General features: G+C 60.5%; 21 protein-coding genes. 18 read left to right on the plus strand and 3 right to left on the minus strand.

Annotated elements, in window-relative coordinates; translation table 11 throughout:
* Positions 1 to 34: 34 nt before the first annotated feature.
* From ACED88_RS08320 to ACED88_RS08370, 11 genes are all read left to right on the plus strand, one after another.
* A complete protein-coding gene (locus ACED88_RS08320) occupies positions 35 to 937 on the plus strand; it encodes a Rossmann-like and DUF2520 domain-containing protein (protein ID WP_449109322.1) in 903 nt (300 codons plus the stop codon).
* A gap of 90 nt (positions 938 to 1,027) precedes the next feature.
* Positions 1,028 to 1,894, plus strand: a complete 867-nt coding sequence (gene panC, locus ACED88_RS08325; protein WP_449109349.1) for a pantoate--beta-alanine ligase — start codon at positions 1,028 to 1,030, stop codon at positions 1,892 to 1,894.
* A gap of 97 nt (positions 1,895 to 1,991) precedes the next feature.
* Positions 1,992 to 3,449, plus strand: coding sequence for a lysine--tRNA ligase (gene lysS / locus ACED88_RS08330; protein WP_449109350.1), 1,458 nt, complete (start codon positions 1,992 to 1,994; stop codon positions 3,447 to 3,449).
* A 124-nt stretch (positions 3,450 to 3,573) separates the two neighbouring features.
* On the plus strand, positions 3,574 to 3,771 hold the full coding sequence (locus ACED88_RS08335; RefSeq protein ID WP_326504093.1) for a hypothetical protein: 198 nt from the start codon (positions 3,574 to 3,576) through the stop codon (positions 3,769 to 3,771).
* Between the two features lie 202 nt (positions 3,772 to 3,973).
* On the plus strand, positions 3,974 to 4,327 hold the full coding sequence (locus tag ACED88_RS08340) for a histone-like nucleoid-structuring protein Lsr2 (RefSeq protein WP_449109323.1): 354 nt from the start codon (positions 3,974 to 3,976) through the stop codon (positions 4,325 to 4,327).
* 325 nt (positions 4,328 to 4,652) lie between these two features.
* The gene (locus ACED88_RS08345; protein ID WP_449109324.1) at positions 4,653 to 7,271 is read left to right on the plus strand and encodes an ATP-dependent Clp protease ATP-binding subunit; all 2,619 of its coding nucleotides are present in this window, start codon (positions 4,653 to 4,655) and stop codon (positions 7,269 to 7,271) included.
* 419 nt (positions 7,272 to 7,690) lie between these two features.
* Entirely contained in the window at positions 7,691 to 8,197 is a 507-nt protein-coding gene (locus ACED88_RS08350) for an amino-acid N-acetyltransferase (protein WP_449109325.1), read from the plus strand.
* Between the two features lie 90 nt (positions 8,198 to 8,287).
* Complete coding sequence (locus tag ACED88_RS08355) at positions 8,288 to 8,845, plus strand: hypothetical protein (protein WP_449109326.1); 558 nt, start codon at positions 8,288 to 8,290, stop codon at positions 8,843 to 8,845.
* Positions 8,830 to 9,159, plus strand: coding sequence for a hypothetical protein (locus ACED88_RS08360; protein WP_449109327.1), 330 nt, complete (start codon positions 8,830 to 8,832; stop codon positions 9,157 to 9,159). Before ACED88_RS08355 ends, ACED88_RS08360 begins: the two co-directional genes overlap by 16 nt.
* A 25-nt stretch (positions 9,160 to 9,184) precedes the next feature.
* On the plus strand, positions 9,185 to 9,751 hold the full coding sequence (locus ACED88_RS08365) for a hypothetical protein (protein ID WP_449109328.1): 567 nt from the start codon (positions 9,185 to 9,187) through the stop codon (positions 9,749 to 9,751).
* Complete coding sequence (locus ACED88_RS08370) at positions 9,745 to 10,029, plus strand: hypothetical protein (RefSeq protein ID WP_449107929.1); 285 nt, start codon at positions 9,745 to 9,747, stop codon at positions 10,027 to 10,029. The genes ACED88_RS08365 and ACED88_RS08370 overlap by 7 nt, the downstream gene beginning before the upstream one ends.
* 16 nt (positions 10,030 to 10,045) lie before the next feature.
* Here ACED88_RS08370 and ACED88_RS08375 read toward each other — a convergent pair whose 3' ends face one another.
* Positions 10,046 to 11,011 carry an A/G-specific adenine glycosylase gene (locus tag ACED88_RS08375; protein ID WP_449107930.1) on the minus strand — a complete coding sequence of 322 codons (966 nt, stop codon included), beginning with the start codon at positions 11,009 to 11,011 and terminating at the stop codon, positions 10,046 to 10,048.
* Positions 11,012 to 11,097: 86 nt separating this feature from the next.
* On the opposite strand from ACED88_RS08375, the gene ACED88_RS08380 reads away from it, so the two are divergent.
* The 3 genes from ACED88_RS08380 (at position 11,098) to radA (ending at position 14,523) form a co-directional block, all read left to right on the plus strand.
* Positions 11,098 to 11,892 carry a hypothetical protein gene (locus ACED88_RS08380; RefSeq protein WP_449107931.1) on the plus strand — a complete coding sequence of 265 codons (795 nt, stop codon included), beginning with the start codon at positions 11,098 to 11,100 and terminating at the stop codon, positions 11,890 to 11,892.
* Between the two features lie 95 nt (positions 11,893 to 11,987).
* Positions 11,988 to 13,055 (plus strand): DNA integrity scanning diadenylate cyclase DisA, encoded by a 1,068-nt coding sequence (gene disA, locus ACED88_RS08385; RefSeq protein ID WP_449107932.1) that lies wholly within the window; start codon positions 11,988 to 11,990, stop codon positions 13,053 to 13,055.
* Positions 13,056 to 13,119: 64 nt separating this feature from the next.
* Positions 13,120 to 14,523, plus strand: a complete 1,404-nt coding sequence (radA, locus tag ACED88_RS08390; RefSeq protein WP_449107933.1) for a DNA repair protein RadA — start codon at positions 13,120 to 13,122, stop codon at positions 14,521 to 14,523.
* Here radA and ACED88_RS08395 read toward each other — a convergent pair.
* Positions 14,520 to 15,929, minus strand: coding sequence for an FUSC family protein (locus ACED88_RS08395; protein WP_449109329.1), 1,410 nt, complete (start codon positions 15,927 to 15,929; stop codon positions 14,520 to 14,522). The genes radA and ACED88_RS08395 overlap by 4 nt on opposite strands.
* A gap of 289 nt (positions 15,930 to 16,218) precedes the next feature.
* Here ACED88_RS08395 and ACED88_RS08400 point away from each other — a divergent pair, with 289 nt between their 5' ends.
* The 4 genes from ACED88_RS08400 (at position 16,219) to pstB (ending at position 20,317) form a co-directional block, all read left to right on the plus strand.
* Complete coding sequence (locus ACED88_RS08400; RefSeq protein WP_449107935.1) at positions 16,219 to 17,328, plus strand: phosphate ABC transporter substrate-binding protein PstS; 1,110 nt, start codon at positions 16,219 to 16,221, stop codon at positions 17,326 to 17,328.
* Between the two features lie 83 nt (positions 17,329 to 17,411).
* A complete protein-coding gene (gene pstC / locus ACED88_RS08405; protein ID WP_449109330.1) occupies positions 17,412 to 18,380 on the plus strand; it encodes a phosphate ABC transporter permease subunit PstC in 969 nt (322 codons plus the stop codon).
* Positions 18,380 to 19,477, plus strand: coding sequence for a phosphate ABC transporter permease PstA (gene pstA, locus ACED88_RS08410; protein ID WP_237211904.1), 1,098 nt, complete (start codon positions 18,380 to 18,382; stop codon positions 19,475 to 19,477). Before pstC ends, pstA begins: the two co-directional genes overlap by 1 nt.
* A 60-nt stretch (positions 19,478 to 19,537) precedes the next feature.
* Positions 19,538 to 20,317, plus strand: a complete 780-nt coding sequence (pstB, locus tag ACED88_RS08415) for a phosphate ABC transporter ATP-binding protein PstB (RefSeq protein ID WP_135011575.1) — start codon at positions 19,538 to 19,540, stop codon at positions 20,315 to 20,317.
* A gap of 203 nt (positions 20,318 to 20,520) precedes the next feature.
* On the opposite strand, the gene ACED88_RS08420 is transcribed toward pstB, so the two are convergent.
* Positions 20,521 to 22,005, minus strand: coding sequence for a polysaccharide pyruvyl transferase family protein (locus ACED88_RS08420; protein ID WP_449109331.1), 1,485 nt, complete (start codon positions 22,003 to 22,005; stop codon positions 20,521 to 20,523).
* Position 22,006: the final 1 nt, after the last annotated feature.

Genomic DNA, 22,006 nt, shown 5'->3' on the forward strand with positions numbered 1-22,006 from the left:
CTAAGCAGGCAGGACGCAGACAGAAAGGTGCCCCGTGCAAACCAGCAACCATCTTAAGCCCGCCCGCCTGGGCATCGGCGTAATCTCAGCAGGTAAGGTAGGGGCCGTGCTCGGCGCAGCCCTCCGTGCCGCTGGGCACCTGATTACCGGCGTCCATGCCGTCTCAGAAGCCTCCCGTACCCGGGCTGAGGCTCTGCTCCCCGGCGTCCCCGTCTCCACCATCCCAGAGATCATTACCACCAGTGAAGTGGTGCTCCTTGCCGTGCCCGATGATGCCCTGCCTGATCTAGTTAAAGGTATAGCCGAAACCGATGGCTGGCGCCCCGGGCAAATCCTCATCCACACCTCAGGGCGGCACGGCACCTCCGTCCTTGCCCCCGCCACGGTCCAGGGAGCTATCGGCCTAGCCATCCACCCGGCCATGACCTTCACCGGCCTTTCCCTCGACCTGCCCCGCCTAGCCAACACCAGTTTCGGCGTCACCGGCCCAGGCCCCTTCACCCCCATCGCTCAGGCCCTGGTCGTTGAGATGGGGGGAGAGCCCGTACTGATAGCCGAAGGCGACCGCCCCCTCTACCACGCTGCCCTTGCCCACGGCTCCAACCACCTGGTTACCATCATCGGCCAGGCCCTCCAAATCCTGGCCTCCATCGGCATCGAAAACCCAGCCCGCTACATAGAGCCCCTGCTCAGAGCATCCCTCGACAACGCCCTCGCCAACGGCGATAGCGCCCTCACCGGCCCCGTCGCCCGCGGAGACGCCCACACCGTAGCCGCCCACGCCCAAACCCTAGCCAGCTACGCACTGGAAGAAAACACCGACGACGTCCCCGCCGCCTACCTAGCCCTGGCCCGCGCCACCGCCGAACGAGCCCACAGCCGCGGCGCCCTCACCGATGAGAGCTACCAGGCTGTGCTTAAAGCGCTCGCCGGGTAAACTAGGAGGGCGCAAAACACGAAAGGACCCCTCACTACCGTGACGAGTCAAACCCCCATCGCACACACCATCACCGACCTCGGCAACGAAATGCTCCTGGCCCTCACCACCGCCAGTCGCCGCCGAGACACCGGTGAAACCCCCGCCGCAGAGAAGCCCCTCACCGTAGGCTATGTAGCCACCATGGGCGCTCTGCACGACGGGCACGCCACCCTGATTCGCCGTGCCCGCGAACAGAACGATGTTGTGGTGCTCTCTATCTTCGTGAACCCCCTCCAGTTCGGGCCCAACGAAGACTACGACCGCTACCCCCGCACTCTTGAAGCGGACGCCGCCCTGGCGACCCAAGCGGGCGTCGACGTCATCTTTGCCCCCACCGTTGAAGAAATGTACCCCGGTGGCGACCCCAAAATCACCGTTGTCTCAGGCAAGCTGGGCACCCTCTTTGAGGGCAAGACCCGCCCCGGCCACTTCGACGGCGTGCTGACCGTGGTCAATAAGTTCTTCAACATTCTGAAGCCCCTGGTAGGGGAAGGCACCCTTAACGCCTACTTCGGGCAGAAGGACGCCCAGCAGCTGGCCCTCATTCAGCGCATGGTTAAGGACTTCAACCACGAGGTAACCATCAAGCCTGTGCCCGTGGTACGTGCGGACGACGGCCTTGCCCTCTCCTCGCGCAACCAGTACCTGAGCGCTGAAGAACGCGAAGCGGCCCTGGTGCTTTCTCGCACCCTGGCAACCCTGCGCGAAAAGTACATCACCGGCAGCTTGAGCGCAGAGGACATCGCCCAGGCCCGTACCACCATCGACAGCACCGAAGGAGTGCGCCTGGACTACCTCGAAGTCGTCGATACCGACACCTTTGAGCCCCCCCAGAGCGAACAGGCACGTGTGCTAGCGCTCGTGGCAGCCTACGTGGGCTCCACCCGCCTCATCGATAACATGGAAATCAACTAAGACCTCTATACCCAACCTAAGAACAGGTACATCATTGACTGAACAGGGCAACACCCCCGCCGAAACCACCGCTTTCGACCACGGCGTCTCAGAGCAGATGCAGATTCGCCTCGAAAAGCGCGCCAAGCTGCTTGAATCTGGCCGTGAAGCCTACCCCGTGGGCGTCCCCGTCACCCACACCATCACCGAAATCCGTGAGAAGTACGACGGCAAGCTCGAAGCAGACCAGACCACCGGTGACATCGTTGGTGTGGCCGGACGCGTCGTATTCGTTCGCAACACCGGCAAGCTCTGCTTCGCCTCCCTGCAGCAGGGTAACGGCACCCGCATCCAGGCCATGATTTCACTGGCCAGCGTGGGCGAAGAATCCCTGGCTGACTGGAAGGCCCTGGTTGACCTGGGCGACCACGTCTTCGTCAAGGGCGAGGTTATCTCATCCCGCCGCGGCGAGCTTTCCATCATGGCGGACGAATGGCAGATGGCGTCCAAGGCCCTACGCCCCATGCCCAACTTGCACTCCGACCTGAACGAAGAGACCCGCGTCCGCCAGCGCTACCTCGACCTGATGGTGCGCGACGAAGCCCGCGACCTGGTCATCAAGCGTGCCAAGATCACCCAGACCGTGCGTAACGTGCTGAACGATCATGGCTACATCGAGCTGGAAACCCCCATCCTGCAGCTCATTCACGGTGGTGCGGCAGCCCGCCCCTTCGAAACCCACCTGAACGCCTTTGACCAGCCCATGACCCTGCGCATCGCCACCGAGCTCTTCCTCAAGCGCGCCGAAGTGGGCGGCCTGGAACGCGTCTACGAAATCGGCCGTGTCTTCCGCAACGAGGGCGTAGACTCCACCCACAGCCCCGAATTCACCACCCTGGAATGCTACGAGGCCTACGCCGACCAGTTCGTCATGGCCAAGCGTATGCAGGAAATTATCATGGCCTGCGCTGACGCCGTAGGCGTACACAAGATTGAAACCGAAGCAGGTACCATCGACCTCACCGGCGAGTGGAAGTGGCTGGGTGTCTACCCCGGTCTCTCTGAAGCTGTAGGCGTTGAGGTCACCCCCGCCACCACCGCAGAAGAACTGCGCGTTATCGCTGAGAAGCACGAGGTTCCCGTTGACCCCAAGTGGGACGCCGAGAAGCTGGTTGTTGAGCTCTTTGGCGAAATCGTGGAGCCCACCCTGATTAACCCCACCTTCGTCTACGACTACCCGCCCTCAGCCCAGCCACTGGCCCGCCAGCACCGCTCCGAGGCCAACCTGATTGAGGCCTGGGACCTGATTATCGGCGGTATGGAGCGAGGCACCGCCTTCTCCGAGCTCATTGACCCCGTGATTCAGCGTGAGCGCCTCACTGAGCAGTCCAAGCTGGCTGCCGGTGGTGATGACGAAGCCATGCAGCTCGACGACGACTTCCTGCGCGCCCTTGAATACGGTGCGCCCCCCATGGGCGGCCTGGGCCTGGGCATCGACCGCCTGATTATGCTCTTCACCGGCGTAGGTATCCGCGAGACCATTCTCTTCCCGCTGATGAAGCCCGAAGCCGAGTAAAGCGTCCTAACGCTCTTGTGCCCGCCTGGCAGCCTGCCAGGCGGGCATTTTGTTTGCCAGCCCCTCTACACCGCCGCCTAGGGTAGATTGGAGGGAGCATAAACCCGAGAAAGGTAGAGAAGAGATGGAATTCCTGATTGGCCTGGTTCCCTCCATAGGCGCGGGCCTGGTGCTTTATTTTATTTTGCGCTGGATGAATCGTGCTGACCGCACCGAGCGTGCTGCCCGCCGGGATATCGAAAAGGACGCCGAAGCCTGGTACCGCTCTGTAAAAAACGCGGACGGAACCCGGGACCCTTTTGGAACATCAGAAACTAAATAAAAGTCTTTTTGTTCTCTGAAGCGTGACTTTATTTCCTTTTTGAGAAAAGAATATGTACTATTTATTTTAGTCATCAAGGGTGACTAACTCGATTGCGTACCCCACAGAAAAGGGTAGAAGGCGGATATTCCCTATACGTCTCCCTGCCCAAAAACGCGGTTGAGTTCATATTCCCTAAACAGCCTCATCCAAGGAGAAAATAATGGCTCAGAAGGTCAAGATTATTCTTGAAGACGATCTCGACGGCGGCCCCGCAGAAGAAACCGTACGTTTCGGTCTCGACGGCGGCCAGTTCGAAATCGATCTTTCTAGCGCTAACGCTGCCCGCCTGCGCGACGCCATCCGTCCTTTCGCCGCTAAGGCCCGCCGCGTTCAGGGTGCCCAGCGCACCCCCGGCCGCCCCGCAGGTTCACGCACCACCGCTAAGCGCAATCCCGAAATCGCTGAAATTCGTAAGTGGGCCCAGGAAAACGGCTACGAGGTTTCTAGCCGTGGCCGTATTCACCAGAACATTCAGGACGCCTACTACGCAGCTATGGGCAAAGAAAGCAAGTAAATAATCTTCTTCTTGTCTCTATGAGGCGGAACCCGTTGAGCGGGTTCCGCCTCATTATTTATAAGCAGTCTATAAAGTTCAGGCACGGAGGAAATGATAGATAAATTCCAGGCGCCTTTGGCCGGTAAATATAGAGGTGTATCTAGACAAAAAGTAGAGCAACCTTAGAGCCGCGCAACTGACTCAATGCCAGCCCTCTTATCGGCCTGAGACGCGGGAGCTTTCCCTCCCTGCGAACACCATTCATTCCGTGGCGAACAGGGCCCCGCGGGCGCAGAAACGCGCGTAATCTTTTGGGTAATAGTAAGTTTCCAAGGAGTGTTCAATGTTTGAACGGTTTACCGACCGCGCCCGTCGCGTCATCGTGCTTGCCCAAGAAGAAGCACGTATGCTGAACCACAACTACATCGGCACCGAACACATTCTGCTCGGTCTGATTCACGAGGGTGAGGGTATTGCGGCTCGTGCTCTTGAGTCGCTCGGTATTAATCTCACTGCCGTGCGTGACCAGGTGCAGGACATCATCGGTTCTGGCCCCCAGGCGTCCAGCGGTCATATTCCCTTTACCCCGCGCGCTAAGAAGGTTCTTGAGCTGTCGATGCGCGAGGCTATTCAGCTGAACCACGGCTACATTGGTACCGAGCACATTCTGCTGGGTATGGTGCGCGCTAATGAGGGTGTGGGTAACCAGATTCTGACCAAGCTGGGTGCTGAGCCGGCTAAGGTTCGTCAGACCGTGATGGATCTGATTTCTGGCTACCCCGGTAATAACAACGGTGAGGGGGGTAAGGAGACCGCCGGTGTGGGTGCGGGTAACTCCCGCGAGGGTACCCCGGCTGGGTCTGCCATTCTTGACCAGTTCGGACGCAATCTCACGGCTGCGGCGCGCGAGGGCAAGCTTGACCCCGTGATTGGTCGCCATAAGGAGATGGAGCGCGTTATGCAGGTGCTCTCTCGCCGTACTAAGAACAACCCCGTGCTGATTGGTGAGCCCGGTGTGGGTAAGACCGCTGTTGCTGAGGGCCTGGCCCAGGCGATTGTGCACGGTGATGTGCCTGAAACTCTGAAGGACAAGCACCTTTACACCCTGGATTTGGGCTCTATGGTGGCGGGTTCCCGCTACCGCGGTGACTTCGAAGAGCGCATGAAGAAGGTGCTGAAGGAGATTCGCAACCGCGGCGACATCATCCTTTTCATCGATGAGATTCACACCCTGGTCGGTGCAGGTGCCGCTGAGGGCGCTATCGACGCTGCCTCAATTCTGAAGCCCATGCTGGCCCGCGGTGAGCTGCAGACTATCGGTGCAACCACCCTCGATGAGTACCGCAAGCACATTGAGAAGGACCCCGCCCTGGAGCGTCGTTTCCAGCCCATCCAGGTCGATGAGCCCAGCCCCGAGCTGGCTGTTGAGATTCTCAAGGGTCTGCGCGATAAGTACGAAGCCCACCACCGCGTGACCATCTCAGATGAGGCTCTGGAAACCGCCGTTAACCTGGCCCACCGCTACATCTCTGACCGCTTCCTGCCCGATAAGGCTGTTGACCTGATTGACGAGGCCGGTGCCCGCCTGCGTATCAAGCGCATGACCGCTCCACCCGAAATTAAGGTGCTCGAAGAGCGCATCGCCAAGCTCAAAGGCGAGAAGGAAGAGGCCATCGCGGCTAACGAGTTCGAGAAAGCAGCTGACCTGCGCGACAAGGAGCAGAAGCTGGCCGCTGAGAAGGAAGAAGCCGAGCAGCAGTGGCGCAATGCCGGCGATGCTTTCGGTGAGGTAACCCCCGAGGTTATCGCCGACGTCCTGGCCTTCTCCACCGGTGTTCCGGTCTACAAGATCACCGAGGAAGAGTCCGGCCGTCTGCTCAAGATGGAAGAGGAGCTGCATAAGCGCGTCATTGGCCAGGAGAACGCTATCAAGGCTCTCTCCCGTTCAATCCGCCGTACCCGTGCGGGCCTCAAGGACCCCAAGCGTCCTGGTGGCTCCTTCATCTTCGCCGGCCCCACCGGTGTCGGTAAGACCGAGCTGGCTAAGGCCCTGGCTGAGTTCCTCTTTGGGGACGAGGACGCCCTCATCACCCTGGATATGTCGGAGTACCAGGAGAAGCACACCGTGTCCCGCCTCTTCGGTGCCCCTCCCGGCTACGTTGGCTACGAGGAGGGTGGCCAGCTGACCGAGAAGGTCCGCCGTAAGCCCTTCTCCGTTGTGCTCTTTGACGAGGTTGAAAAGGCTCACGCCGACCTCTTCAACTCCCTGCTACAGATTCTGGAAGACGGCCGCCTGACCGACTCCCAGGGTCGCGTGGTGGACTTCAAGAACACCGTCATCATCATGACCACCAACCTGGGCTCCCGCGAAATGGCCCGCCGTGTACCCGTGGGCTTCCAGCAGGTCGGCGACGACCAGGGCTCCTACGAGCGTATGCAGGGCCGCGTGATGGAATCCCTCAAGGAGCACTTCCGCCCCGAGTTCCTCAACCGCGTGGACGACATCATCGTCTTCCCCCAGCTCTCCGAGTCTGAGATTCTGCAGATTGTTGACCTCTTCGTTGCCCGCCTGGCCAAGCGCCTGGCCGAGCAGGATATGTCAATCGAGCTGACCGATAAGGCTAAGGCTCTCATGGCAGCTAAGGGCTACGACCCCTCCATGGGCGCCCGCCCGCTACGCCGCGAGATGCAGCGCAACCTGGAAGACCCGCTCTCTGAGAAGATCCTCTTCGGTGAGATCAAGTCCGGCGAGAAGATCACCGTGGACGTTGAGGGCGAGGGCGACCTGGCCAAGTTCACCTTCTCGTCAGCTCCCCTGGGTGAGCTGGATGCCGAGGCCTTCGACAAGGCCTTTGGCGAGGACGAGACGGAACTCCCCGCAATCCCCGAAGCTGAGGTAGCTAACGAGACTGCCGAGCAGCGTTTCGAGGCTGAAGAGGCCCGCGAGGCCGACGAGCGCTAAGCCGCTTCTGCAAGCGCAAGCCGTCTGCGGCGTCCTGATACTAAGGACGCCGCAGGCGGCTTTGCGCTACACCGGGTAGTTTTGTGGTGCGCTGGCTGGTTCTGTGATGCTTTTGTGATGGGCGGTCAAAAATGTAACCAAAGCTTGACCAACCTTTCAGCTTGCGCCCAGCTCTTTAAGGCTTGCGCTCAAGGCTGGCTTGCCATACTTAAGTCATACGGTTCGACAGAGCCCCTGAAGCGATAAAGCCCCGGTGTGTGGGGCAACTTTAGGACAAGAAGACTCTTGTGTGTATGTGTGTGTAATGATGTAAATCAGCTCCCGCGCCGGTTGGCGGTCGGGGGCTGATTTATTGTTTAAGCGGTTTTGCGTCTCACGGGGCTTTGGCTCCCGGGTGGGCAGGGCAGTAGCCTTGAGGAATGACAGATGTGACCGTCCGCCCCGCCACCGTGCACGATGTACCCGCTATCCAAGCCCTGGTGCGCCCGCTGGCACTTGAGGGGATCCTGCTTGATAAAGAAGCTGTGGCCTACTATGAGGCTATCCAGGAGTTCCTTATTGTTGAGGACGCCGCCGGGCAGGTTCTTGGCTGCGGGGCCCTGCACGTGATGTGGCAGAATATCGCTGAAATTAGGACGCTGGCGGCAGCTCCCGCGGCACGCGGTCGGGGAGTGGGGCACGCCCTGGTCGCTGCGCTGGTAGAGCGGGCTAGGCAGCTTGGCGTAGCCAGTGTTTTCTGCCTGACTTTTGAGGTTGATTTCTTTAGACGGCAGGGGTTTAGGGTGATGGAGAACCAGGATCAGATTGATTCTGAGACTTTTATGGAGCTGCTGCGGTCGCACGATGAGGGTGTGGCGGAGTTTCTTGACCTTGCCCGGGTGAAGCCCAATACTCTAGGAAATACCCGGATGATTCTGGAAATCTAGGGGGCTGGGTTGGAGGTTTTCCTTCTATAGGTCTAGAATATGCCCGGCTTTTAAGGTAATCTAGTTCACAACTTCTGAAAGGTGTGAACCATGAATCATCAGGATTTACAGGGAACATACCGTCAGAAAAAGCGACCCGGCATTGTTACTGGCGCCGCACTCGGCTTGAGCCTCTTGCTCGCCGTTGTTGCCTCGTTTTTCCTGGCGGGAACTTCAACGTTAGGGCGCTCACCGAGCAGTGAGCCTATTGAACACATTACGGTGACCCGCAAGGCAGCAGTACCCGGCTATTCTGACGCCCAGTGCTGGCAGGCCTTCACCCGCGTGGCCGAAACGAATATTCTGGGCAAGGAGCTTCTGGCCCATAAATTCTCCGTTATCTGGTGCGCGAAGGACGGCGGCATCGTCTACCAGCAGGATGCCACCACGGTTGACTACGAGGGCCCTAACATGCGCTCAGACCCGCCTGCTAACCCCGATTATTCACTGGCCTATGAGCTGGATTCCCCCGAGTCATACCGCACGGTTATTAGCCGTATGGTGAATAACAGTAGCGGCCTGCCGAGCTACGGTTTCGAACGGTGCGTGGCCTTTACCCTCGACGCTGAGGGTACAGCGGAAGGAGAGCTCTCGTGCGTCCCCAACTAGACCTAGAGCAGGTACCCGGCACGGTTCTGGCTGAGAATGGTCGCCCGGTCTTTTTGCAGACAGTACCCGGCCTCTTTGCGACCTGGGTTTATCCTCTGACCCTGCTCCTGCTTTTGCTCGTAAATCAGCCCCTAGCCCTGTGGCTGGTGCTAGCCGCTGGTGTTTATGCCCACGGGGTGCGCTACCCCAGGGTCTATGAGGTCTTTTACCCGGTCTACTTCTATCTTTCGGTGGTGCTTGTGGCCCTCCTGCCCGTGGTGCACCTGGTGCTCACTTTAGCGACCGGGGTGAGCGTGACGGACGCGCGCCCCTAGCCTCGGAGAGAAAGCGAGGAGAATCATGAAAACGAGGCATCACACCATCCTGCTAGGGCGGGTATGTACCGCCGTGTTGATTATTCTGCCCCTCTTGCTGGGCTGGCTTGTCTCTAGCCAGCAAATGAAGAACTGGGACCAAATGCAGAATAATGACGGTGCCCTACTTGTATCGGTGAACTCCTGGAGCGTCAGCAACCTGGTGACGGGATCAACTCGCGATAAGATCACCGAAAAAGAAGCCGCTCTCTATGCAGACCATCAGTGCTGGCAGGCGAGCACCCCGGTGACAGAAGAAAACCTGCTGGGTTCTGACCTGACCACCACTGTTTTCTCCCTGGGCTGGTGTACCGACGGCTCTGCCATCACCTACCTGAGCAACCTCACCTACACCTCATCCAGCTTCTCCCTGCTTGGCGATAACTCGGTCTACGACAGGGAGCCTGAGATATGGGAAGAAAAGGGTTCGACAGCCCGGGTATCGGTGGTGCGGGAGTTCAACCGCACCAGCCTCAACAGCTATGGCTACACCCGTTGCGTGAACTTTTCCATTGACAGCGAGGGCACCGCAGAAGCGAGACTGACATGCTAAAGAGAACAGACACCCACTACGACACCACCGGCCGTCAGGTCTACCTCAACTACCGGCCGGGCTTCTTCGCCCAGCCCTGGTACCCGGTACTGGTCTTTGTGCTCCTTATTCCCTCCGCTCAACTCTTGTCTCTTATTCTGCTCATCGCAGGCACATACGCAAACGGGGTGCGCTACCCCCGCCAGCACGGGGTCTTCAAGCGAGGCTACTTCCTCTTCTCCTTCATCGCCGGAGTGGTTATCCCCTTCGCAGCGATTCTCTTGGGAAGTGCGGCGTAGTGAATTTAAGAACCAGCTAGAGGCTGACCCTGCCGCCCTCAACCTGCCGGGCGAGGCCGTCCGCCAGGAGCCCCGAGAAGCAGCGCTCAACCTGCTCCGGCGGGGGAGTGAGCGCCCGCAGCTTCGCAACAGCAGGAACAAGGCCCTCGGGAACAACCATATCTACCCGCCCCACACTGGTCAGCAGCTGGGCCGGCACCGGCTCCTGGGCGGCGCGCAGCACGCCCATCATGGCACCCCGCAACTGGCGGTCGGTACCGGCCCAGGCCTGGCCCTTAGGTACATAATCGGCCTCGGGGCGTCCTGCCGCAACCCAGGCACAGGAATCCACCACCGGGCAGCGCTCGCAGCTCGGGGATTTAGCGGTGCAGACGAGCGCTCCCAGCTCCATGACCGATACATTCCACAGGCAGGACGCCGCCAGATCGGCGGGCATGAGCTCGTCAGCTAAACGGGTTTCGGCTGCTGTGAGTGCCTTAGACGGCAGCGCCTTGCCCGAGATAAGGCGGGCATGGACCCGGCGAATATTAGTATCAATCACCGTGGCCCGCGCCCCAAAGGCAAACACAGATATAGCCGCAGCGGTATATGAACCTACACCGGGTAAAGCCAGCAGCTCCTCGTAGCTGCCGGGTACTTGGCCACCGTGCTTCTGAACGATAGCCTGGGCCGCAGCATGCAGCCGCAGGGCTCGGCGGGGGTAGCCCAGGCGTCCCCAGGCACGCACAGCCTCGCCCGAATCTTCAGCCGCCAAATCAGCCGGGGAGGGCCAGCGCTCTAACCAAGTTTCCCAGACCGGCAAGACCCGCTTAACCGGAGTCTGCTGCAGCATAAATTCGCTGACCATCACCTCCCAGGGAGTATTGCTCCCGGTGCGCCAGGGCAGGTCACGGCGGTTCTCTAAATACCACCCGTTAATCTCGGTGTGCAGGTTCTCAAGTTCCTGGGGAGTCAGCTGGCTCAGCGGCAAAGTAAAAGACACCCCAACACTCTAAAGCACCGGCCTTCACGCAAGCTAATACGGCGCAAAAGTTCCGCAGGCGGCATAGAAAAAGGTACTCTAGATGTATGTCTGAAAACGTTGATTCACAGGTGGAAGAGGTCTCACCCGAGGTCTACCGCCGCCGCCGCATTGTTGCCCTGCTTATTCTGGTCCTAGTTCTGCTCCTCATTATCGGCCTCATCAGCTGGTTAGCAGGTCGCGGTAACAGCTCCGACAACGCAACCGCCACAGCAAGTACCTCCACCAGCGCTGAAGCCTTCAGCGACTTTAGTCAGCGCGCTACCGAATCAGCGACCCCCTCAGAAAGCGCTGAGCCCAGCGACTCCGCAAGCGCCACCGAATCAGCGTCAGCCGACGCAAATGAATCAGCCACCGCCAGCGCAGAGGCTACCGAATCAGCCGAGCCCACCGCGTCCGCTGAGCCCAGCGAATCAGCTGAACCCACTGCGTCCGCCTCACCCACCGAGGTTGTTGCGGCCGCCTGCACCGCAGCCGACCTACAGGTAAGCCTAACCGCCGACCGCAACAGCTACGCAGCGGGCCAGAACCCTGCCCTGGCCGTTACCTACACCAACACCTCGGGTAACCCCTGCATCGTGACCGGCGGCGCCAACAACGTAGACGTTAACATCACCTCCGGCCCCGCCCAGGTCTACAACTACGCCCAGTGCTACGCCAACCCCGTAGAAGACGCCGAAGTTGCCGCAGGTGCCACCAACACCACCGCCCTGACCTGGAACCGCTCCCTCAACGTCCTGGGCTGCAACACCTCAGCAACCATCCAGCCCGGCTACTACTGGGCAACCGCAACCGTCAACGGCGTGACCTCACAGCCCGTCCGTATCATCGTCACCGGCTAAGAACCTTAGCCTCACAGACCGCTACCGTCCCGGCCCGCCCTGCGCGTGCCGGGGCGGTGCCGTTTCTAGCCCCTCTGTGCACTAAAATTGGTGGAGTGCTAACGGTTTATAGTGAATCTCTGCTGAAAACAATCGCCCAAATCGCCCCCGGTACCGAACTCCGCGAGGGCCTGGAACGAATCTTGCGCGGCCGCACCGGTGCGCTGATTGTGCTGGGCAGCGATAAGACCGTAGCGCAGATGTCATCGGGCGGGTTTGCTATCAACACCGAATTCTCTGCCACCCGCGTTCGGGAGCTCGCCAAGATGGACGGCGCGATTGTTTGCGACAAGGACGCTTCCACCCTGCTGGCGGCAGGAGTGCAGCTGCTACCCGACCCGTCCATCGATACCAATGAGTCGGGTACCCGCCACCGCACCGCAGAACGTGTGGCAAAACAAACCGGCTTCCCCGTCATCGCGGTGAGCGCGTCTATGTCCCTGATTTCGGTCTACACTGAGGGAATCCGTTACACGGTTGAAGATACCCAGTCGCTCATGAGCCGTGCCAACCAGGCGATTCGTACCCTTGATAGCTACACTGAACGCCTAGAACAGGTGCTCCATCAGCTCTCTTCCCTAGAAATCGAAGCCAACGTGACCCTGCGTGATGTAGCGAGCACCCTGCAGCGCATGGAGATGGTTCGTAGAATCACCGTTGAAGCGGGCCACTACGTGGTGGAGCTGGGCAACGTGGGTCGCCTGGTTGCCCTGCAACTGGAAGAACTGACGACCCATAACCTGCCCGCCACCTGGGTTGTACTGCGCGACTACCTCCCAGCAGATACAACCCCTGAGGAACTTCAGGCTGCTGTAGATGCCCTGATTCAGCTCGATGATAAGGAAATCATTGACCCCCTGACCATCGCCCGTACCGCGGGGCTGGGCGAAGAGCTGGATGCACCGCTACACCCCCACGGCCATCGCCTACTGGCCGGTATCAAGTCCATGCCCGGGGCGGTTGCTGACCGCCTGGTCGACCGCTTTGACGGCCTGCAGTCGCTCATGGCCGCCAGCCTCGATGACCTGCGGGCTGTTGAGGGCATCGGTGAACAGCGCGCCCGCGTGATTCGAGAATCCCTCTCCCGCATGGCCGAAAGCTCGCTCTTAGAGAGATTTATGTAGGCTTTGGCTACTGGCGGTAGCTAGCCGTGCTTAAAGTGTCAGCCACCGGCCTTATGCTGTTGATATGGCTACCCGTAAAACAACCCGCTCACGCTCCGCTAACGCCTACCGCTGCACCGAATGCGGCTGGACCACCGCTAAATGGGTGGGGCGTTGCGGCGAATGCCAGTCCTGGGGCACCGTAGAAGAAGCCGTCGGACCGGTCGCCGCGAAAACCACCGTGGCATCGAGTGTGCAGACGCCCGCCCAGCCCATTGGGCGGGTTGATTCCACCGTGGCTCACTACATGAGCACCTGCAACCCGGAGTTCGACCGTGTCTTAGGCGGCGGCCTGGTGCCCGGGGCAGTGATTCTCATGGCCGGTGAACCCGGCGTCGGTAAGTCCACCCTACTGCTCGATGTAGCCGCTACCTTTGCCCGCGGTGAGTCAACGGGAAAGCCCCACAACGTCCTGTATGTGACCGGCGAAGAGTCTGCGGCCCAGGTCAAGCTCCGCGCCGACCGCATTGGTGCCCTGGCCGATACCCTCTACCTGACCAGCGAAACCGATCTCGGCACCGCCCTGGCCCATATCGAACAGGTCAACCCTGACCTGCTAATTGTGGACTCGGTGCAGACCCTGGCCTCATCTGAGGTCGAGGGGAGCGCCGGTGGCGTCACCCAGGTGCGAGAGGTGGCCGCCTCGCTGATTGCCGCCGCTAAACGCCGCAACATGTGCACCCTGCTGGTGGGCCACGTGACGAAGGAGGGCACTATCGCTGGCCCCCGCCTGCTGGAGCACCTGGTCGATGTTGTCTGCCAGTTCGAGGGCGATAAGCACACCCCTATTCGTATGCTGCGGGCTATCAAGAACCGCTTTGGCCCCACTGACGAGGTGGGCTGTTTCGATATGCACGAGGACGGCATCGCCCCCGTCACCGACCCCTCGGGTCTCTTTGTCTCCCGCACCCCGCACCCGGTCTCGGGCACCTGCGTTACCGTCACCATGGAGGGCCGCCGCCCCCTGCTCGCCGAGGTTCAGGCCCTGCTCGACACCAGCGCCACCCCGCAGCCCCGAAGAACCACCAGCGGTCTCGACAGCTCCCGCATCTCTATGCTGCTGGCTGTGCTCCAGAAGCGGGCCGGGTTCAACGTGGGCAAGCTAGACTGCTATATCTCAACGGTGGGCGGGGCTAAGATTTCTGAGCCGTCCGCCGACCTGGCCTGCGTCATCGCCCTGGCCTCCGCCGCCCAAGACAAGCCTCTGCCCCGCAAGCTGGCGGTCTTTGGCGAGGTCGGTCTAGCGGGTGAGGTACGAGCTGTTCCCGGCATCCGCCAGCGGATTGCCGAGGTCGGCCGCCTGGGCTTCACCCACGTGATTGTGCCCGCATCACCTGCCGGTGTGGGTGACGTGCCCGCCGGAGTATCGGTGCGCGAGGTCGCCTCGCTGGGGGAGGCCCTGGCTCTGCTCTTCCCCGGTCAGGGCTAGTTGCCCTTCTCCTTCTTGAGGTTCTGTTCGATCACGGTCAGCTGGGCCGTGTTCAGAGCCTGCTGCTTCTCGACTCTAGCGGCGCTCTCACGTAGCCCGGCGGACGCGTCCGCCCCGTTTCCTGCCGGCGGTACGGCTGGCATACTGCGGGGGTCCCTCACCGAGGCCTCCCGAATCTCCCGAATCGGAGCCCGGTCTTTGGCTCGCAGCACCGTGGTGAGCTGACGGGTGTCGTCTCGATGCTTCTGCTCCACCCGCTGCTGGTGAGAGCCCTGCTGACCACCGGCGTCCGCACCTGCCTGCACCGGCAGAATGGTCGTGGCGGGGGCGTGCTCCGTCATGGAATCCCCCAGGGGTACCAGCATATCCACTGCCTGCTGGTGGGTCAGCCCCGAAGCCTCCAAAAGATCAACCACCAGGGGGCGAAGCATCAGCACCAGGGCTTCGGCCTCCATCGTGCGCACACCCATCAGGTGCGGCTCTAGCTGCCCAGCCAGCTGCGATAGGTCCTGGCGGGCCTTGACCTTGCGCTCATTACGGACGCTCGCATCAGGGGCAGACATACCCTCACCCAGCACCTCCACCGCACCACCAATGCTCTTGAGGGCCTCAGCGATAGAAGTGATAGCCTCCTGCGAAATCTGCACGTTATTGATGGTTGAAGCGAGTCGGCGGTTGAGCACCCGGGTGTTGCGGATAGCGTAGTCAATCTTGCTCAGGGCCTGGGAATAGCGGTCGAGCTCCTTCATATGAGACCGGCCCGTCCAGGCCAGCTGGGCCATGCCCTTTGAGGTAATAATGTCTTTCTCACAGGTGTTATAGAGAGGCTGTAGACGACGGGCAGACGCCAGGGCATGCCAGGCCTCCTTGCCGTCGTAGTGCTCCATGGCCTCACCTGCATCGCGGAAGACCGCAGCAAAAGAACCCATCATGGTTTTAGCGTTCTCACGCGGGGTGCGACGCGGGTCTTTCGGGAAGAGGAACATGAGCAAAAAAGCGCACAGGCCACCGACAATACCGTCTAGGCTTCGGGCAAAAGGCCCGTCAATATTCGGCGGGAGCAAGACCACCAGGCAGGACTGCAGACCCATCTGAATCGTGAAAATAATACCGTTATCCAAAAAACGGGCCAGCATAACAGACAGGAACATCACAAGCCCTGCCTGCCAGATGCCCCGACCCAGGGCGAGCATCATCATATCACCCATCAAGATGCCCAGGGTCACACCAAACGACACCTCTAGGATGCGGCGGGCATGGGTAGCGCCGGTGATATAACCCAGAGAAACAATGGCAGCGGTTGCCGCAAAAATTGGTTCGGTATGCCCCAGCACCTTCTCCGCAAAAAGATAGGCCCCGATACCCGAGACCACAATCTGAAGAGACTGGAAAAAGCCGTCCTTCATACGCTGCCAGCCCAGGCGACTATGATTCCGAGCTCGCTTCTTTAAACTTTCAACCTGCTGACCAAAACCCATACCCACCATTCTAAACCTGCGGCCTCAACCCGACCGCCAGCGTCCTTAACCCTAACTGTGCGCCCCCTGTTCACCCACCGTTCACCCACTGCTAGCCCACCTGCTACCTAACGCTCCTAAAGTCAGATGCGTTAGACACCGTTCCCTTCCTACTCACCGTCTCACACAGTTCTCACACGAGACAGGGTAGGGCACACAAACTCAAAGGAAATCACCTGTGAAGGCTAAGTCACTTGCTCGTTGGGGCTCACTTGCAGCTGTAGGCGCACTCGCATTCACCGCTTGCGGTTCAGACAATGCAACCGGCACCGCCACCTCCTCAGACGCAGGCTCCAGCGCAGCTTCCCTGCCCTCCACCCCCCTGACCGGCGTCGGCGCCTCATCCCAGCAGGCAGCAATCACCGCTTGGGAAACCGGTTTCGCTAACCTGGGCGGCACCGTACAGTACTCACCGGACGGCTCCGGTGCAGGCCGCGAGGCCCTGCTCGCTGGTGGCGCTAAGTTCGCCGGCTCAGACCGCGCTCTCAAGGCCACCGAATGGGAAGAATCAAAGGCAGTCTGCGGTGACGGCGGCGCCATCAACATCCCCGTCTACATCTCCCCCGTAGCCGTAGCCTTCAACCTGCCGGGCGTCTCATCCCTGAACCTGGACGGCGAAACCATCGCCAAGATCTTCAAGGGCGAAATCACCACCTGGAACGATGCAGCTATCGCCTCACAGAACGAAGGCGTTACCCTGCCCGACACTAAGATTACCGTTGTCCACCGCTCGGATGACTCCGGCACCACCCAGAACTTCACCGAGTACCTGGCTGCCGCCTCTAACGGCGCCTGGGACGTAGAGGCAGACGGCAACTGGCCCTCCCAGTACGCCGGTGAATCCAACAAGGGTACCTCCGGTGTTGTCTCCACCACCTCATCCACCGAGGGTGCTATCACTTACGCGGACGCCTCAGCCATCGGCGACCTGGGCAAGGTCAACGTCAAGGTCGGTGACTCCTACGTTGAACTCTCAGCAGATGCCGCTGCCAAGACCGTTGAACTCTCAGAGCGCGTCGGCGGCATGAACGAGAACGACATGGCGATCAACATCAACCGCACCCCCAATGACTCCACCGCCTACCCCGTTGTTCTGGTCTCCTACCACATCGTCTGCTCCGGCTACTCCTCAGAAGACGACGTCACCCTGGTCAAAGCCTACGAGAACTACGTAGTCTCCGAGCAGGGTCAGCAGGACGCCGCCGATGCAGCCCAGTCAGCCCCCCTGACCAGCGCCCTCATCGCTGATGCTCAGAAGGCTATCGAATCCATCACCGTTACCCAGTAACACCGCGTTCATCAAGGTGCGGCCAGGTTTCCCACCCGGTCGCACCTTGACCCGCGTCAAAACGACAAAGGTTTCACATTCCCATGTCAACCACAGCAGCACCGCAGTCGGGCACCAGCAGCGCCCGCGCGAAAACCAAGGACCTTCCCGATGTAGGAAACCCGGCGGCAGATAAAATCTTCTCGGGTATCTCCCTCGGCGCCGGCGTCCTTATTCTTATCGTCCTGGCAGCTGTCGCTATCTTCCTGGTCGCCCAGGCCCTGCCGGTTTTCACCGCAGACCCAGCAGACCTCACCAGCGGCAGCTTTATTCAGTACATCATCCCGCTGACTATCGGCACCCTCATCGCCTCGACTATCGCCCTGCTCCTGGCAACCCCCATCGGCATCGGCGTGGCTCTGTTCATCTCCCACTACGCCCCCCGCAAGCTGGCTAAGGGTATCGGCTACGTCATCGACCTGCTGGCCGCCATCCCCTCCGTTATCTTCGGTGCCTGGGGCGCTTCGGTACTGGCCCCCAAGATCGTGCCCTTCTACGACTGGCTCGCCGCCTACCTGGGCTTCATCCCTATCTTCGAAGGCCCCGCCTCACAAACCGGTAAAACCATTCTGACTGCGGGCATCGTGCTGGGCATTATGATTCTGCCGATTATCACCTCCATGTGCCGCGAAATCTTCATCCAGACCCCTACCCTGCAGGAAGAGGCAGCTCTGGGTCTGGGCGCGACCCGCTGGGAAATGATTCGCATGACCGTCTTCCCCTTCGCCCGCACCGGTATCATCTCTTCCGTTATGCTGGCCCTGGGGCGCGCCCTGGGCGAAACCATGGCAGTGACCCTGGTGCTGGCGTCCGGCCCGCTCACCGCCTCCCTCATCAAGTCCGGTAACCAGACCTTCGCCTCAGAAATTGCCCTCAACTTCCCCGAAGCCTACGGCCTGCGCATGTCTGAGCTGATTGCAGCCGGCCTGGTGCTCTTCGTTATCACCCTCATCGTCAACATCCTGGCCCGCATGATCGTGGCCCGCTACAAGGACTTCTCAGGAGCTAACTAATGTCTGTAGCTACCACCTCATCCCGTTTCGCCAGCCGCCAGGCCCCCAAATGGCTCCCCCTGGCTGTCGGTGCAGGCGCCCTGATCCTGGGTGCCGCCGCCAGTGCGCTGACCGGCTTTACCATCGCCACCTTCGCCCTCTTCGCCGGCCTCATCTTCGTCATCGCCGGCCCCCTGGCCGTCACCTCATTCGAAGGTAAGCGCAAGGGACAGGACGCTTTTGCCCGCTACCTGGTCTACGGCACCTTCCTCATCGCCCTCATCCCCCTGGTGTCGGTGCTCTACACCGTACTCTCTAAGGGTATTCCTGGCCTCTCAGGCAGCTTTCTGAGCACCTCCATGAAGGGCGTCACCGGCGTCCACGACAACGCCGCAGCCGCCGGTGAAGGCCCCGTATTCGGCGGTATCTACCACGCCATCATCGGTACCCTGGAAATCACCCTGCTGGCCACCGTCATCTCGGTACCCATTGGTCTGCTGACCGCTATCTACCTGGTGGAATACGGCCAGGGCAAATGGCTCTCCAAGGCCATCACCTTCTTCGTAGACGTCATGACCGGCATCCCTTCCATCGTGGCGGGTCTTTTCGCAGCTTCCTTCTTTGCCCTGGTATCGGGCAACCCCATGAACCGCATGGGCCTGGTAGCAGCCGTGGCCTTGTCCGTCCTCATGATTCCTACCGTGGTGCGTAACGCCGAAGAAATGCTGCGTATCGTACCCAACGAGCTGCGTGAGGCCTCCTACGCCCTGGGGGTGCGCAAGTGGCGCACTATTATGAAGGTAGTTATCCCTACCGCTATCTCAGGTATCGCCTCAGGTGTGACCTTGGCGATCGCCCGCGTCATCGGTGAAACCGCTCCGATTCTGGTCACCGCAGGTTTCGTCACCTCCATCAACTGGAATGCCTTCAGCGGCTGGATGGCAACCCTGCCCACCTACATCTACTACCAGATCATGACGCCCACCAGCCCCACCGCCGCGTCCGTCTCCGAGACCCGCGCCTGGGCCGCCGCGCTCATCCTCATCATCATCGTGATGGTGCTGAACCTCATTGCCCGTACTATCGCCAAGATCTTCGCCCCCAAGACCGGCCGATAAGACCCACGAAAAGCCTATGAGCTTTACCCGGCCCCAAGACTTTTAGAAAAAGGAAACCCCATGTCAAAGCGCATCGACGTTGAAAACCTGAACGTGTACTACGGCGACTTCCTCGCGGTAGAAGACATCTCCATGGAAATTGAACCCCGCACCGTCACCGCCTTCATCGGCCCCTCAGGTTGCGGCAAGTCAACCTTCCTGCGCACCCTCAACCGCATGCACGAGGTAATCCCCGGTGCCCGCGTTGAAGGTAAAGTGCTGCTCGACGGCGAAAACCTCTACGGCAAGGGCGTTGACCCCGTGGTTGTCCGCTCCCAGATCGGTATGGTCTTCCAGCGCCCCAACCCCTTCCCCACCATGTCCATCCGCGAGAACGTGCTAGCGGGTGTGAAGCTCAACAACCGCAAAATCTCCAAGACCGACGCGGATGAGCTGGTCGAATCCTCCCTGCGCGGCGCTAATCTCTGGAACGAGGTCAAGGACCGCCTCGACAAGCCCGGTTCTGGCCTCTCCGGTGGTCAGCAGCAGCGTCTGTGCATCGCCCGTTCCATCGCGGTTAAGCCCGACGTGATCCTCATGGACGAGCCCTGCTCCGCTCTCGACCCCATCTCAACCCTGGCCGTTGAAGACCTCATCAACGAACTCAAGGAAAACTTCACCGTCGTCATCGTGACCCACAATATGCAGCAGGCAGCCCGCGTCTCAGACAAGACCGCCTTCTTCAACATCGCGGGCACCGGCAAGCCAGGCAAGCTCATCGAGTACGCCCCCACCCAGGAAATCTTCAACAACCCCAGCCAGAAGGCCACCGAAGACTACGTCTCAGGTCGCTTCGGCTAAGCCTAGCGCCCCGCTATCGCCCGCTTTATGCGGGCATAACAAAACTTCCCTCACCCGTAGCTGTGCGGGGGAGGGAACACCATGGGAATGTGTGTGCCGCCCGGCCCCTAACTCCTTTCGCTGCTGGAAAGGACGAGGTCGGGCGGCTTTTTAGTCTGGCACCCCGGCTTACACCGGGGTGCATCTTGTCTGCCGGTGCGTGGCTATTCGCCGCGCATCTTGCGGCGCATCCAGCCGCGCAGGGTGGCGTTTTCTTCGGCCTCAATGAGGGAGTCAGCCAGCTCGGCGTTACGACGCTCTAGCTCATCGGCACGAGCCTGGGCCCGGTCGCGCTGGAGTAGACGCTGGTAGTCCCAGGAGAGGGCCCGGTCGGTCTCTGCACTGGCACGGGCAGCCGCCAGTGAAATCTCGGCAATATCGTCGCGCACTAGCAGATTGGTTATGTTCCACTCGCCGGTAAAGATGGTGGGGGTGTTGCCCAGCTCGCGGACGGCCGGGGCAGCCTGCTCTGCTCCGTGCAGGAGGACGTGGGAGGCGGCGTCCCACCAGCTGGCGGAGAAACCGCGGAGCTGTTCGGCTCGCGCCAGCAGGGTTTCAGAGAGTTCATTGCGCAGCTGAATGACCTCGTGCAGGGCTTCAGCCGGGGCATCAGAGTTGAGCAGAGCCAGGGGAATAGCGTAGTTTTCAGCCCCGTACTGTTCCATCATGCCGCGCACCCGCATATCGGTGAAGGCATCGGGCAACAGGGCCACAAAGGGAACACCCGCTGAGAGGGAGAAGACGCCGGGGTGGTAGCGGGTAGAGACCGCGATGAAGGCACCGCGGTGAACCTGCACGGCGTCGTCCGCGTGCACCATGGGTAGCTGCACGGGATTGGAGAACATGTGCGAGGCAATCTCGGCGTGCACCGCCACATCGCCCTGGTCGGTCAGGGGCTCGCCCATGTGGGGCAGGAAGACGGTGCGCAGGCCGTATTCGCGGTGCATATCGTCAAGCAGCTGACCGATGACCCGGGCCTGCCCCGGGGCGAGACCTGAGAAAGTAGCGCAAATGTAGTGTTCGGGCAGATCAACGACTGGACGGCCCGGTAGGGAGCGCTTCTGATGCTGGTAGAAGGTGGCGTCATCCACAATCAGGTGGGCTTGAACGCCCTGCTGGGTAGCCCAGGTATAGGAGGATTTTTCCCGCATACCCACAAGCTGGGCAGAAGAAAGCATGTCACGCAGGGTATCGGCATCGGCCTCTGTAAGTACCGGCCCCACCGACTGGCCAGAAATCACCAGGGGAATCTCATGCTGACGGGCGATGAGTGCATAGGCTGCCCGCTCATATAGGAGCCAGCCGTAGGTTGAGTTCATATTGCCGCCACCGGCGATTACGATGCCGTCCATATCGGCAACCTGGCGCACAAAATCAGCTATTTCAGGGCGGGCACTGTCACCGGCGAGGTAGGCCTTGAGGTCGCCCAAAAAAATTTCGCGCTCTGCAGGCGGCCAGGGGAATTCGAGGGTTTTAATGTAGCCAGTAGCGGAACCAATGTAGGCCTGGGAGTGCTCAACAGAGCGGGTAGCGATATAGACTTCGTAGCCGCGGCGGGTGAGCTCAGCGGCGGTTGCGATGCCCATAGCTTCGTCGCCAACGTGGTACACAGACTGCCCTAGGTCTGCGAGCACAAGAATGCGAGGCATG

Source organism: Rothia sp. 11273D007AR (genome assembly GCF_053547255.1).